The following is a 13935-nucleotide window of genomic DNA, read 5'->3' on the forward strand; positions in this document are numbered from 1 at the left end:
CGACATCGGTTATAATCCTTCCCGACATCGCGCAAGGAGCCCCCCCATGAGCTACAAGGTCCTTCTCATCAACCCCAAGGCCAAGGAACGCGAGGCCGAGATCCGGGAACTGTCCAAGCGGGGGCTCAACCTCGTGGGCGCCGGCTGCTACCGGGAGGCGGAAGGCCTGCTCGCGGCCGACGGGACCCTCCACGTGGTCCTCACCGAGTGGAAACTCCCCCTGGACCCCCGGGGCAAGGAGACCCTGGAGGGGCCGGAGCTCTTCGAGAAGCTGCAGGAGCTGCGGTGGGAGCTGAACCTCTTCCTCTACACCCAGCACCACGACTGCCGGCACTTCAGCACGGGGGGGCGCATCAACGGCTACTTTCTGAAGTCGGAGAAGGACTGGGACGACATCGCCAGCAAGGTCCGCGCCGAGGTCTACTCCAGCAAGAACCGGGCCCCCTTCTTCGAGGCGCTGGTGCAGTACGCCCGGCAGGCCAACGACGCCTGGCACACCCCGGGCCACGCCTCCGGCTACTCGGTGAAGAATTCGGACTACGCCCGGGACTACTTCAAGTTCTTCGGCCCCAACCTGTTCCAGTCCGACGTCTCGGTCTCGGTGCCCGCCCTCGATTCCCTCATGGACCCCAAGGGGGTCATCCAGGAGGCTCAGGAGCTGGCGGCGCGGGCCTTCAACGCCCGCTACACCTTCTTCTCCACCAACGGGACCTCCACCTCCAACAAGGTCCTCATCCAGACCCTCCTCAAGCCGGGCGAGGCCATCCTGCTGGACCGCAACTGCCACAAGTCGGTCCACTACGGCGTGGTGATCTCGGGGGCCGAGCCCCTCTACCTCATGCCCTCCGTCAACCACCGCTACGGGATCTTCGGGCCGGTCCCCAAGCAGCGGATCTACGAGGGGATGGACCAGGCCCTCAAGGCGGGGAAGAAGCTCAAGGCCATCATCCTCACCAACTGCACCTACGACGGGCTGATCTACGACATCCGGGAGATCGTGCAGGAAGCCCACCGGCGCGGCATCAAGGTGATCGTGGACGAGGCCTGGTTCGGCTACGCCAACTTCCACCGCGAGTTCTACCCCTGCGCCATGGCCGCCGGGGCCGACTACGCCACCCAGTCCACCCACAAGACCATGAGCGCCTTCTCCCAGGCGTCCATGATCCACGTGAAGGACCCCGACTTCGAGAAGATCCGGGACTTCTTCCAGGAAAACTTCAACATGCACACGTCCACGTCACCCCAGTACCCCATGATCGCCTCGCTGGACGCGGCGCGCAAGCAGATGGCCATGGAGGGCTATTCGCTGCTGCAGCGGACCCTGGAGCTCTCGGACGCCCTGGTCAACTCCATCAACTCCCTGAAGAAGTTCCGGGTGCTGGGCCTGGAGGACCTTCTCGCCGACGAGGTGCGAAACGACGGCATCCGCCTGGACAAGACCAAGCTCACCATCGACATCTCCCAGTCGGGCTGCACCAACCGGGAGATCGAGCACCTGCTCCTCTCCAAGCACAACATCCAGATCGAGAAGACCACCTTCAACACCATCTCGGTGCTCATCACCATCGGCGCCACCTACTCCAAGGTCAACCGTCTCTTTTTGGCCCTGGAGAACATCGAGCGGATGTCCGGCACCCTCAAGACCAGCGAGTCGGCCAAGGTGCTGTCGGAGTTTCACCTCTCCCTGTCCCGGATCCGCTTCCGGCCGCGCTTCGCCTTCTACTGCGACGGGGAGCACGTCCCCCTGCGGGACGCCTGCGGGCGTACCGCCACGGCGATGGTGACCCCCTACCCGCCGGGGATCCCGCTCCTGGTGCCGGGGCAGGTGATCACCGAGGCTATCGTGAACGCCCTGCAGGTCTACCGGGAGTTCGGCGTGGAGATCCACGGGGTCCGGGAGGGCATGATCAAGGTGGCGACCCGGGCGGAGGAAGACGAGCTCGTTCGCCGGGGTTACGAACTGACGGACCTTTGAAGCGGGCAGAGAATTCAGAATCCAGAATCCAGAATCCAGAATTCAGAATCCAGAATCCAGAATCCAGAATTCAGAATTCAGAATCCAGAATCCAGAATCCAGAATTCAGAATGGGGAGGCAGCCGTTCGGAGGAAGTCCCTTTCCGCTTCCGGCTTTGCGAGGCTTGGCGTCTTTGAGCCTTTGCGAGAGGTAAAGACCGCCTGTTTTTTTTGGGGAGCGTCCGGATGATCCGTGTCCATCCGTGGCTTTTTCCGGTTTGTCCGGGTTGGGAAGGAGGCAGGAGTCAGTAGGGGGAGGCAGCCGGAAGGAGGCTATGGCCGGGAGGAGGCTATGGCCGGGAGGCAGGAGAAGGGAGGCAGGATAAATGAGGCAGGAAAAATGAGACAGGACAGACGACAATGGGTAAAATATATATTATAAAGAAGTTAATGCCTGGGTGGTTGGCCGTGATCGGAGGCGCCTCTTCTCCGTGCCTCCGCGCCTCTATGAGAGAACTGTTCCGGAAGATCGCTCCCGGCGGCACGGCGTTCCGGTGAAGGCGCGCTTTCCTGCCCCCTTGGCTGCATCCCTGGTTAAGCGGTTTTCTTGGCGGGCTTGGCGCCTTGGCGAGCGCCTGCCCGAATCCGGATCTCGCCAAGACGCAAAGCTCGCCTGGAAAAGCCGCATCGGCCGCCGGCCTCAGCTTGGCGAGGACGGCTTCCCCCTCGCCATCCGCAGCCGCACGAGCGCCATGAGCCGCCGGTAAAAGTTGCCGACGCACTTCGGGTTGTCGCAGACCCGTTCTTCGCGGATGTCCAGGCAGTACCCCCGGCAGCCTTCGGACCCGGGCCTGAGGCTCTCGGAGGGAAGGGGGGCCGGGGCGAGATAGGCGAACTCCGCCAGGTCGACGGCAAAGGTGCTGCCGCACCCGGGGACGGCGTGGGTGAAGAGGAACAGCCCCCGGCTCGGTTCCCGGAAGTGGGGCTGGTAGCCGGCGAACTCCATCCCGGGGTCGTCGAGGAGGGCGTCGGGGCTTTCCCACCCTTTCCCGCACATGGTGCACGCCTTGAACATGGGGCCTCCGCTTCCGCGATTGCCACTATGCTGGAATTCCGCCGGCAAGTCAAGGGGAACCACGGAAAGCACGGGGGTCAAAGAGAACCACGAAATACACGGAATAAACGAAAGGGAAAAGAACCACGAACCACACCAACCACACGAACAAGCTCCTCCATCCCTTCGGGATGCCGCCGACCGCTCCCGATTTATTGTGCATTTACCAAAGATCTTACTTCGTAGGGACTACGGCCTGCAGCCTGCAACCTCCTCCCGGTACGCCGCCACGGTCCGCCGGATACCCGCCTCGAGGGGGACCCGGGGGGCCCAGCCCAGGGCGCGGATCCGCGACACGTCCAGGAGTTTGCGGGGCATGCCGTCGGGTTTGGACGCGTCGAAGGCGATCTCCCCGTTGAACCCCGCCGCTTCCCGCACCCGTTCCGCCAGTTCGCGGATGGTGTGGTCCTCCCCCGTCCCCACGTTCAGGAACAGCCCGGTGTCGGCGGGCTCGAAGCGGTCCACCACCGTCACGCAGGCCCGGGCCAGGTCGTCCACGTGGAGGAACTCCCGTCGCGGGGTCCCGGTCCCCCAGAGGGTCACGCGCTCCGCCGTGACCCCGAAGGCGGCCAGGAGGGATTCCGCCGCCCTGAAGCCCCGCTCGGCCGGGGTGAGCGACGCCCACGCGTCCGGCGGCCGGCGCTCCAGGTCGCGGAGGACCCCGTCCGCGTCGCCCGCCGCGAGGCCGGCCGCCAGCGTGAACTTCCGGATGAGCGCCGGCAGGACGTGGGCCGTCTCCAGGTCGTAGTTGTCGCCGGGCCCGTAGAGGTTGGTGGGCATCAGGGAGAGGAAGCGGGTGCCGTGCTGGGCGTTGAAGCTGGCGCAGAGCTGGATGGCGGCGATCTTGGCCACGGCGTAGGCCTGGTTGGTGGGCTCCAGGGGGCCCGAGAGGAAGTCGGCCTCCCGGATGGGCTGGGGCGCCAGGCGGGGGTAGATGCACGACGAGCCCAGGTTGAGGAGCTTGGCGACCCCCGAGCGATGGGCTGCCTCGATGACGTTGAGGGCGATGGCCAGGTTGTCGGCGATGAAGTCCGCCGGGCGGGTGCTGTTGGGGAGGATGCCCCCCACCCGTCCGGCGGCGAGGAACACCACGTCGGGGCGCTCGGCGGCAAAGAAGGCCTCCGTGTCCGCCTGGCGGCGGAGGTCGAGTTCGGCCCTCGTCCGGGTGAGCACGCGTCCGTGGCCGTCCGCCGCCAGCCGCCGGCAGAGCGCCGCGCCCACCAGGCCCCGGTGCCCCGCGACGAAAACCTTCAACCCCGGCGTTCCCAGAAAAGCGCCCGTCACCGCTCAACCTCCGACCACGAAAGACACGAGAAGTAAACCACGAACTACACGAACCCCACGAAAGGCCCAAGAGGCAAACCACGAACCCCACGAACCACACGAAAGGCCCAAGAGGCAAACCACGAACCACCTGAACCACACGAAAGGCCCAAGAGGCAAACCACGAACCACACGAAAGGCACGAGCGTCACGAACGACAAGAACGATACGAAAAGCACGAGAGGCGACCCACAAACCCTGCGAACCCGGAAATCCGAGCCGCTTGAATCAATCCGGAAGCGAGAGCGCACCCGCCGCAATGGCCCTGCAATGTGCGGCCGCAGGCTGCCGGCGTCCCGCGCGTCCTTGTGGAGTGCGGCGCGAAGGCTGCCGGCGTCCCGCTTGGTCTTGGGGAGTGCGGCGCGAAGGCTGCCGGAGCGCCGCTTTGAACAAACCGGAAGGGTAAGGCGCGCAGGCTTCCGGAGCGCCGTCTTCCCGCTCCCGCCGTTTCCCGTCCTCCAACAGGCGCCACCGTCCGCTGGGGCAGCTTCTCTCCAGAAACCAATTCGAAACACACTGGAAAGAAGAGCTTGCGAAATGCGGTTTCGGGTCGATTGGACGGCCATCCCGCCGCCCTCGCAATCAATGGAAAGAACGAACGCCCCCGTGACCCTTGTGTTCCCGCGGGTCGCGCCGCTCCGGGGACCTGCGCGGCGCGGTCAAAGCGGCGCTCCGGCCGCCTGCGCGCCGCACTCCGCAGGGAAGGCGGGAGGCTTTTAGGCTGAAGGTCCGGAGGGTTGCCTGAACCGATTCCGATCCCGATCCCGATTTGCGACCCCGATCCCGCTCCCGATTGCGATCCCGATCCCGACCCCGATTCCGATTCCGACCCCGATTCCGACCCCGACAAGAAATCCTCCGGACCTACAGCCTAACAGCCTTCAGCCTAACAGCCTACCCCCTACTCCCTCGGCGTGTGCACGTCGAACCCGCCGCTCCTCAGGTGGATGTCCCGCAGGGCGTCGCGCAGGTCCGTGTGGATCATGTCCGACACCAGCCCCTCGAAGGAAATCTCCGGTTCCCAGCCGAAGGCCGCCTTCGCCTTGGCGGGGTCCCCCTGGAGGACGTCCACCTCGGAGGGGCGGAAGTAGTCGGGGTGGACCCCCACCACCCAGTCGCCGGGCTTCACCTGCGGCCGGTGTTCGGCTTCCGCCGGGCCCATCTCCGTGAGGAAGCGCGCCCAGGCGGCGGGGTCGAAGGTGTCGATGTAGCCCTTCTCCTCGACGCCGGCGCCTTCCCACCGCAGGGTCATCCCCAGGGCCCCGAAGACGGCCGCGATGAAGTCCCGCACCGAGCGGGTCACGCCCGTGGCGATGACGAAGTCGTCGGGGGTGTGGTGCTGGAGCATCATCCACATGGCCCGGACGTAGTCCTTCGCGTGGCCCCAGTCGCGCCGGGCGTCCAGGTTGCCCATCCAGAGGCGGTCGTGGAGGCCCAGGACGATCCGTGCGGCCCCCCGGGTGATCTTCCGGGTCACGAAGGTCTCGCCCCGCCGGGGGGACTCGTGGTTGAAGAGGATCCCGTTGCACGCGAAGAGCCCGTAGGCCTCGCGGTAGTTCACGGTGATCCAGTAGCCGTAGGCCTTGGCCACGGCGTAGGGGCTGCGGGGGTGGAAGGGGGTCCGCTCCGTCTGGGGGACCTCCGCCGCCTTGCCGAACAGTTCGCTGGACGAGGCCTGGTAAAAGCGCGTCGTCCCCTCCAGCTTCAGGAGCCGGATGGCCTCCAGGAGCCGCAGCACGCCCAGGGCGTCCACGTCGCCGGTGTACTCGGGCTTCTCGAAGGAGACCTTCACGTGGCTCTGGGCCGCCAGGTTGTAGATCTCGTCGGGCTTGATCTCGCGGACGATGCGGATGAGGGTGGCGGCGTCGGAGAGGTCCCCGTAGTGGAAGTAGAAGCCGGTCGGGTAGGACTTGGGGTCCTTGTAGAGGTGGTCCACCCGCTGGGAGTTGAAGGAGGAGGAGCGCCGCTTGATGCCGTGCACCTCGTACCCCTTCGACAGGAGCAGCTCCGCCAGGTAGCTCCCGTCCTGCCCCGTCACGCCCGTGATCAACGCCGTCTTCTTCATGCTGCCTTCCTTTCGCTTCGGCTTTCCGGCCCCGCCTTGGCCCGGGTCGCCCGGGGGCGGGGGGGGGCGGAAAGAGGGGGGAAAGCGTGGCGTCCCGCCGGCGCCCGGGCTGCCGCGGCCGCTCACGCGGGTCTCAGCATACTCTCGCCGGGCCCGGTCCCGCAAGGCCAATCTGCCGGTCCCCACACGGGGGTCGGCGGAAAACGGACCACGGAATACACGAAATCCACGGAAACGGGCGGGGGGGTAAGGACCACGGAATACACGAAAAACACTGAAACGGGCGGCGGGGTAAGGACCACGGAATACACGAAAAACACGGAAATGGGCGGCCGACGTTCCGCTCGGCCCTGCGGAGTGCGGCGCGAAGGCTTCCGGAACGAAAACGGAATCTGCGGAGTGCGGCGCGCAGGCGGCCGGGGCGGGAACGGCATCTGCGGAGTGCGGCGCGAAGGCGGCCGACGTTCCGCTCGGCCCTGCGGAGTGCGGCGCGAAGGCGGCCGGGGAGGGAACGGAATTTGCGGAGTGCGGCGCGCAGGCTTCTGGAGCGCCGCTTTAAACAAACCGGACACGCAAGGCGCGCAGGCCGCCGGAGCGCCGCCTTCCCGCATCCGCCGATCCCCTCGGACCGCTCGGAAACGGCATGCGGTCTTCCACTGCGGCCCTGATGATGGACGCGGATCAGAATGAGCCCCTGACCCTCATCCTGACCCCCTCGTGCGCGGCTTCCCTTCTGCGCGGCACGATCAAAGCGGCGCTCCGGCCGCCTCCGCGCCGCACTCCACAAGTGGACGGCAAGCCCCGGGCACGCTCCGGGCAGGAAGAACGGCCGCGGCATGCTCCGTCGCCTCCGCGCCGCACTCCCCAGGCGGTGGCCGCCCTCCGGCGACGCGACCGTTTGTCAGGCGCGCGCCCCGCTCATTCCGCCGGGGCCCTCCCCCGTTCCGCCAGCACCCGGGCGATCAGAATCCCCGCGGCCGCCCCCAGGACGTCGGCGAGCAGGTCCCATGCCTCGAAGGAGCGCCGGGGGATCATCAGCTGGTGCAGCTCGTCCAGCAGAGCGTACGCCCCCGCCGCCAGGAGGGTCGCCCGGTACGGCCGGGCCGCCAGCCGGGGCGCGCGCCGCTGCACGCGCAGGCTCAGCGCCGCCAGCAGGCCCATCCCGGCGTAGGCGGTGAAGTGCACGAGCTTGTCGCCCAAGGGCAGCTTCGGCGCCGCGCTCCCGGGCAGGCTGGTCCCCAAGAGCATCGCCCCCCACCAGGCGAGGGTCAGGGCGTACAGGATCCGGGGGTGGCGCAGGGCGAAGGGGATCATGGCAGTCAGAAGGCTATAGTCCCTACGAAGTAAGATCTTTGGCAAAATGAGCAAGATTTGAGATCATCGGTGGGCTCCCACCGCTTTCAGAGCGGGGAAACCCGATGCGGGGACGGAGGAGGGAATCCCGGCAGCGTCGTCCGGCATGCCACGGGATTAAAATGCCCCACTTGTGCTGATCCGGTTCCGGAATCGACGTATCCGGTCTCTCGCAAAGACGCCAGGACGCAAAGCCTCGCAAAGGAATCCCCCTTTTCCGGTTCCGGCTTTGCGAGGCTTGGCGTCTTTGCGCCTTTGCGAGAGGTAAAGACCGCCTGTTTTTTTCTGTTGCGTCCGGATGATCCGTGTCCATCCGTGTTCATCCGTGGTTTCTCTCCGGTTTATCCGGTTTGGGCTGTAGGCGCTTTAGCGGCTGCGATAATGCCAACCTGTAGTCGTTTCCGGTCGCCTGCCGGGACCACTGTTACCGGGCGATGTCCCGGGAACAACGTAGCACCTTCAAAGTGCGCTTTTGTCATGTTGGCGACGATTTCCTGTCCGATCTTTTTCGTGTGGTTCGTGGTTTTCTTCCCTTTCGTGGTTCCTGTTCCGGTTTTCCCGGGTTGGGCTGAAGATCGTCGGGGTCGGAATCGGGATCGCCGTCAGATTGCGTTCCCGTCACGCCTTCAAGAATTCCGCCACCGTCATGACCGTCACCCCGCAGGTCTTCGCCGGGTCGTTGATCAACGGCCCGAAATGCCGCAGGTCGCCGGTCAACAGGTGCGTCGCCTTGAACCGGAGGGCTGAGAGGAAAATCGACCTGTCCTTCTCGGGGAGATCAAGAGGGCAGGCTGAACCGGAATCGGAGGCAACGATCCTCAGGGCCGGGAGAAGCGCGTCAAGCCGGGGCAGGCTGCCGGTGTACTTGATGCCCAGGTTCCGGCGCGCTTCGTGGACGGCCAGGGCGGACGTCATGACCTTCCAGTGCCCCCGGACCCCGAGTTCTACCAGTAGGGCCGCTTTCCCCGACGGATTGTGCGCCGCCGTGAAGAGCACGTTGGCGTCCAGAAAAAGAAGGAGGGGCATGGCCTATTTCACGAGGCGCTGCAGAATGGACTGGCGCTCGGCGTCGTCGAGACGGTCTTCGGCGTTCCAGCGCTCGATGTCGGAGTCGCTGTAGGTCTCGATCTCCAGGGTCGCCGCCGGCCGGAGGATGATCTTTCCGTCGTCCTCCTCGGCGATCAGGACGCCGCCTGCCTCGATGCCCAACCGCCGGCGCATTCCGGCCGGCAGGGTGATCTGCCCCCGTGCCGACACGGCGATGCTCTCGCGCATGCTGACCTCCCACACCAGATTCCGTAAATCAGTATATCAGAATCTCGCAAACTATGCCAGGGCTTGGAAGGTAACGTCCAGGGGGTCTGAAAGCATGCCTTCACCGGGTCGCCCCGCCGCCGGGGGTGAGCTTTCGGAAACACTCTCACAGAGGCACGGAGAAGAATCATAAGGATTGTTGATTCTATTAAATACGATTTGCATCTCTCCGTGCCACTGTGCCTCTGTGAGAGAAAAGGACTTTTTGAGAGACCCGGATCCGGATCGACTCTCGCCAAGGCGCCAAGCTCGCAAAGGAGGACCGCATCCGCCGCGACTTCCCCTCCTGGATGACCTCGCCAGCGATCGACCCCAATGCCTCGCGCGATCTGTCAATGCACTTGCATCTCAGAGCCTAACCGCCTTCAGCCTGCCCCTCCCCCCCCCCGATAGAACGGCACGTTCTTCGCCAGAAACGCCCGGATCGCCTCGGCCCCCCCGGCCACGGCGTCGGCCATCTCGCGCAGCATCGCCTCCAGTTCCGCCCCGGAGAAGCGGGACGGCTGGCGCGCCACGAAGACCTTGGCGTGGCTGGTGGAGACGGTCCCCTCCTCGGCGGTGAGGAGTTCCTCGAAGAGCTTCTCGCCGGGCCGCAGGCCGGTGAAGGCGATGGGGATGTCCTCCCTCGGCTCCATGCCGTTGAGGCGGATCAGGTCCTCCGCCAGCTTGAGGATCTTCACCGGCTCCCCCATGTCCAGGACGAAGACTTCCCCGCCCGCCCCCATGGCCGCCGCCTGGAAGACCAGGTTCACCGCCTCGGGGATGGTCATGAAGTAGCGGGACATCTCGGGGTGGGTGACGGTGACCGGCCCCCCGCGCCGGATCTGGTCGAGGAAGAGGGGCACCACGCTGCCCCGGCTGGCTAAGACGTTGCCGAAGCGCACCGAGACGAAGCGGGTCCCGTCCAGGGCGTTGAGGGTGCTGCAGACCGCCTCGGCGAGGCGCTTGGAGGCCCCCATCACCGAGGTGGGGTTCACCGCCTTGTCGGTGGAGATGTTCACGAAGCGCTCCACCCCGTGCACCAGCGCGGCGCGGCCCAGGGTGTGGGTCCCCCCGGCGTTGGTCTCCAGCGCCTCCTCGGGGAAGGCCTCCATCATGGGAACGTGCTTGTAGGCCGCGGCGTGGAACACCACCTGGGGCCGGTGGGCGCGGAAGACGGCGTCCACCGAGCGGGGCTTCCGCACGTCCCCCACGAAGGGGTGGACGGCGAGCTCGGGGGGGCGCAGGCGGTTCAGCTCCGCCAGCCGGTCGTAGACCCCCGTCTCGTCCACGTCGAAGACGATCACCGCCGCGGGCCCGTGGCGCAGCAGTTGCCGGGTGATCTCCGAGCCGATGGACCCCGCCGCCCCCGTCACCAGCACCCGCTTGCCGGCCAGGAAGCCCCGGATGGCCGTCGCGTCGGTCTCCACCGGCTCCCGGTAGAGCAGGTCCTCGATGTTGAGGTCGTGGAGGTCCCGGACCGACACCGACTGCTCGGGGAGCCGCGCGATGGGGGGGACCACCTTGAGGGTGCGCACCCCGCAGGCGGTGAGGGTGTCCCACAGCCCCTGCACGAGGGTGTGCTTGGCGGAGGTGATGGCCATGACGGCCGCCTCCACGTCGAAGGCCTTCACCACCGAGGGGATCTCCGCCAGGGTTCCGGCCACGGGGACCCCGTGGATGAAGGCCTGGTCCTTGACGGGGTCGTCGTCCACGAAGGCCACGGGGTGGAAGACGCTGTCGGGGTCCCGGAGCAGCTCCCGCGCCAGGCGCTCCCCCGTGGGGCCGGCGCCGATGATCAGCGCCCGCTGGCCGGAGTGCCGCTCCCTGAGCACCTCCCGCCACACCCGCCGGGCGATGCGGTAGGCGGCGATGAGCAGCGCGGAGAAGACCCCGTGGAGCAGCACCACGCTGCGGGGGGGGACGCGGAGGGTGGCCGTCCACTGGGCCCCCTGGACCACCGCGAAGAAGACGGCGGTCCACAGCGCCGCCGCCGTCAGCAGGCCCGCCATCTCCTTGAGGCCCACGTAGGACCAGGCGCAGCGGTAGAGCCCGAAGCGCCGCAGCAGCACCACCTGGACCAGGGCGAAGAGGGGCAGCCACCGGGAAGCGAAGAAGCTGAAGTCGGGCGGGAGGTGGAAGTCGAAGCGCAGCAGGAAGCTCAGGGTGAACGCCCCGGCGATGAGGACGAGGTCCCCCGCCAGGAAACCGAAGCGCCGCTTCCACGGCGTCGGCGTCATCACCTGCCGAAGCGTCATCATCTAGCCCTGTCCCCCAAACTCAGGGTCGTCGTGAAGTTCCATAGTACACCTTTCGGAGGCTCTTGTGCAAGTCCTTTGTTTGTTGAAGAGCTGTTTAGGCTGTAGGCTGAAGGCTGTTAGGCTGAAGGCTGTTAGGCTGAAGGCTGTTAGGCTGAAGGTCGGAACGGATTTTATCGGGGTCGGAATCGGTATCGGTATCGCAATCGGTCTCGCAATCGGTATCGCCATTCGCCATCGCCGTCACCATCGCCATTCGCCATTGCCGTCGCCATCGCCGTCACCATCGCCATTCGCCACCGCCACCGCCATTCGCCATCGCCACCGCCATCGCTACCGCCACCGCCATCGTAAAAGGGTTCAGCCGCTCACACGGTTGCGCGTTACCCTCATGTTGCCGATCCCGCTTGCCTCCCCAAACCGCTTCTCCCGGGCAACATCCCTGACCCACCCCCGGGTACCTGAAAACGAAACTCGTTTCCCCATCGCGCAAGCCCGCGGGGTCGATCCCTAAAAACGTCCGCCGGGAACGGAAGTTGCGGCTATGCCGTCTTTCTTTGCGGTCTTGGCGCCTTGGCGAGAATCGATCCGGATCAGGATCTCGCCAAGGCGCCAAGTTCGCCAAGAAGAACGGGTCGCCAGGGATACGGCCAAAGGGCACGAAAGTTCGCCTTCACCAAATCGCCGCGCCTCCCGGAGAAAGCTTCCGGAAGCTCTCTCTCAGAGGCACGGAGAAGAATCCTGCGGATTGCTGATTCTCTCAAGGACAATCTGCACTTTTCCGTGCCTCGGGGCCTCCGTGAGAGATCCCTCCGGAATTCCTCTCCCCGAGGCACGGGGAAGAGGTGCCGTGAACCAGACAAACGATCTCTCCGGTCACAGGACTCTTTCTTGCGGTCTCCCCGCCGCTGACTCCCGTGTTCTTGATCCCGTATTCTGGATTCTGGATTCTGTCTTCTTCGATCGTGGCCGTCGTGAACATCGTGCCCGGGCCCCGGAATCCCGTTCGATCTTGCGTGTATTTCGGGGTCCCTTCTTCGGGGTGTCCGGGTTGGAGTTTAAACCGAACGGTTTCGAGTTGAAAATCTGACCGCTTGCTTACGCGCGCGGCTCCGATTGCGATGGCGACGGCGATTGCGACGGCAACGGCGATTGCGACGGCGACGGCGATTGCGATTGCGACTGCGATTGCGACTGCGATTCCGATACCGACCCCGATACCGATACCGATACCGAAGGGTTCCCCTCCGGACCTACAGCCTAAACCCCTACAGCCTAAACCCCTTTCCGACCCCGATACCGAAGGGTTCCCCTCCGGACCTACAGCCTAAACCCCTACAGCCTAAACCCCTTTCCGACCCCGATACCGAAGGGTTCCCCTCCGGACCTACAGCCTAAACCCCTACAGCCTAAACCCCTACAGCCTACAGCCTCTTCACCACATCCATCCCCCGCACCCCCAAATACCGCAGCGCCACCCCCGGCCAGTCCCGCACCCGGTCCATGAGGGCGAAGCCCAGCTTCCACCGGGCCGCCCAGGCCCCCCCCGCCGCGAGGCGGCTCACCGGGAAGGCCGCCGGGTCGAGGTGACGGTCCAGCCACCGCCGGCGCCGCGCCGAGGGTTCGAGCGCCGCCAGGACCGCCCCCGGCACCGCCGCCCCGTCCTGGCGCACGGCGGCCGTCAGCGCGTAGAAGGCCCCCACCCGGCACCGGGCGGCGGCGGCCCCTTCGAGGAACACGGGCCACGCCAGCGGCAGCCGCGCCGCGACCCGGGCCAGGTCCGTCACGTGCTTGCGGGCCACGTTGAAGTGGGACCCCGCCATGTGGAGGCACAGGTGCAGCAGGAGGTCCTCGGCGCCCAGCCCCCGGGCGGGCAGGCCCAGGAAGTCGAAGGCGACGGCGCGCCGGAGCATCGCGTCCACGTCCACGGGGTAGCGCTTCTGGGAGCACAGGTCCCGGTGCAGCTCCACCGGCAGCCCGTGGGGCCCCTCCAGCGCCGCGTGGTAAAAGCGCGCCTCGGTGGCCGCCCGCCCCGGCTCCCCGGGCAGCGGGGCGAAGCCCGCCCCCGCCAGGGCCGCCGTCGCCGCGGCGAAGCGCGCCGGGGGCACCAGCAGGTCCAGGTCCACCCAGTCGCGGTCCACCGGGCTCGGGTAGACCGTGCAGGCCAGCTGCGGCCCCTTGAGCACCACCCAGGGCACCCCGGCGCCGTCCAGCACCTCCGACGCCTTCGCCAGGGTGGCCTTCGTCCGCACCAAAAGCGCCAGCGCCGCCCCCCCGGGCACTTTCCCCAGTGAAGCCCCCCCCGCCAATGCCGTCGCCACCGTGTCAGCCATTGAGATCGAATCCCATCCGGATCGGTCCGGTCAGTGAAGATTGATGCTGTCGCAAAAAGTGGCGCCGCCCTCCAGGGCGGCGGACAAACAAAGGAGTTAAGACACACAAAATCCTGAATCTCCGACTTTCTGCGATCCCATCAATAGCGGTTGTCTTCTGTTCGGGTCTCGAGTATCGGGTATGCCTGTCAAGGGATTTCAGATTAGTGTAAATCAGTGTAGATTAGTGGTTTGAATTGGTG

General features: G+C 66.1%; 9 protein-coding genes. 1 reads left to right on the forward strand and 8 read right to left on the reverse strand.

Annotated features, from left to right (window positions below):
- The first annotated feature begins 46 nt into the window (after positions 1–46).
- The gene (locus KA419_07320; GenBank protein ID MBP7865744.1) at positions 47–1975 is read left to right on the forward strand and encodes an aminotransferase class I/II-fold pyridoxal phosphate-dependent enzyme; all 1929 of its coding nucleotides are present in this window, start codon (positions 47–49) and stop codon (positions 1973–1975) included.
- A gap of 679 nt (positions 1976–2654) precedes the next feature.
- On the opposite strand, the gene KA419_07325 is transcribed toward KA419_07320, so the two are convergent.
- The 8 genes from KA419_07325 to KA419_07360 all read right to left on the reverse strand — a co-directional run bounded on the left by KA419_07325 (position 2655) and on the right by KA419_07360 (position 13693).
- A complete protein-coding gene (locus KA419_07325; GenBank protein MBP7865745.1) occupies positions 2655–3029 on the reverse strand; it encodes a hypothetical protein in 375 nt (124 codons plus the stop codon).
- Between the two features lie 228 nt (positions 3030–3257).
- Positions 3258–4322 carry a GDP-L-fucose synthase gene (locus KA419_07330; protein MBP7865746.1) on the reverse strand — a complete coding sequence of 355 codons (1065 nt, stop codon included), beginning with the start codon at positions 4320–4322 and terminating at the stop codon, positions 3258–3260.
- Between the two features lie 970 nt (positions 4323–5292).
- On the reverse strand, positions 5293–6456 hold the full coding sequence (gene gmd / locus KA419_07335) for a GDP-mannose 4,6-dehydratase (GenBank protein MBP7865747.1): 1164 nt from the start codon (positions 6454–6456) through the stop codon (positions 5293–5295).
- A gap of 918 nt (positions 6457–7374) precedes the next feature.
- Positions 7375–7770, reverse strand: coding sequence for a VanZ family protein (locus KA419_07340; GenBank protein MBP7865748.1), 396 nt, complete (start codon positions 7768–7770; stop codon positions 7375–7377).
- A gap of 657 nt (positions 7771–8427) precedes the next feature.
- The gene (locus tag KA419_07345) at positions 8428–8835 is read right to left on the reverse strand and encodes a DNA-binding protein (GenBank protein MBP7865749.1); all 408 of its coding nucleotides are present in this window, start codon (positions 8833–8835) and stop codon (positions 8428–8430) included.
- A 3-nt stretch (positions 8836–8838) separates the two neighbouring features.
- On the reverse strand, positions 8839–9084 hold the full coding sequence (locus KA419_07350) for an AbrB/MazE/SpoVT family DNA-binding domain-containing protein (GenBank protein ID MBP7865750.1): 246 nt from the start codon (positions 9082–9084) through the stop codon (positions 8839–8841).
- Between the two features lie 404 nt (positions 9085–9488).
- Positions 9489–11363, reverse strand: a complete 1875-nt coding sequence (locus KA419_07355; GenBank protein MBP7865751.1) for a polysaccharide biosynthesis protein — start codon at positions 11361–11363, stop codon at positions 9489–9491.
- Between the two features lie 1421 nt (positions 11364–12784).
- Positions 12785–13693 carry a nucleotidyltransferase family protein gene (locus KA419_07360; GenBank protein ID MBP7865752.1) on the reverse strand — a complete coding sequence of 303 codons (909 nt, stop codon included), beginning with the start codon at positions 13691–13693 and terminating at the stop codon, positions 12785–12787.
- Positions 13694–13935 lie beyond the last annotated feature (242 nt).

The organism is Acidobacteriota bacterium, from assembly GCA_018001935.1.
GTDB lineage: Bacteria > Acidobacteriota > JAAYUB01 > JAAYUB01 > JAAYUB01 > JAGNHB01.

Coding starts and splice junctions, on each gene's coding strand:
- KA419_07345 (MBP7865749.1), bottom strand. CDS start 8,835: ATGCCCCTCCTTCTTTTTCTGGACGCCAACGTGCTCTTCACGGCGGCG.
- KA419_07355 (MBP7865751.1), bottom strand. CDS start 11,363: ATGATGACGCTTCGGCAGGTGATGACGCCGACGCCGTGGAAGCGGCGC.
- KA419_07350 (MBP7865750.1), bottom strand. CDS start 9,084: ATGCGCGAGAGCATCGCCGTGTCGGCACGGGGGCAGATCACCCTGCCG.
- KA419_07360 (MBP7865752.1), bottom strand. CDS start 13,693: ATGGCTGACACGGTGGCGACGGCATTGGCGGGGGGGGCTTCACTGGGG.
- KA419_07325 (MBP7865745.1), bottom strand. CDS start 3,029: ATGTTCAAGGCGTGCACCATGTGCGGGAAAGGGTGGGAAAGCCCCGAC.
- KA419_07320 (MBP7865744.1), top strand. CDS start 47: ATGAGCTACAAGGTCCTTCTCATCAACCCCAAGGCCAAGGAACGCGAG.
- gmd (MBP7865747.1), bottom strand. CDS start 6,456: ATGAAGAAGACGGCGTTGATCACGGGCGTGACGGGGCAGGACGGGAGC.
- KA419_07340 (MBP7865748.1), bottom strand. CDS start 7,770: ATGATCCCCTTCGCCCTGCGCCACCCCCGGATCCTGTACGCCCTGACC.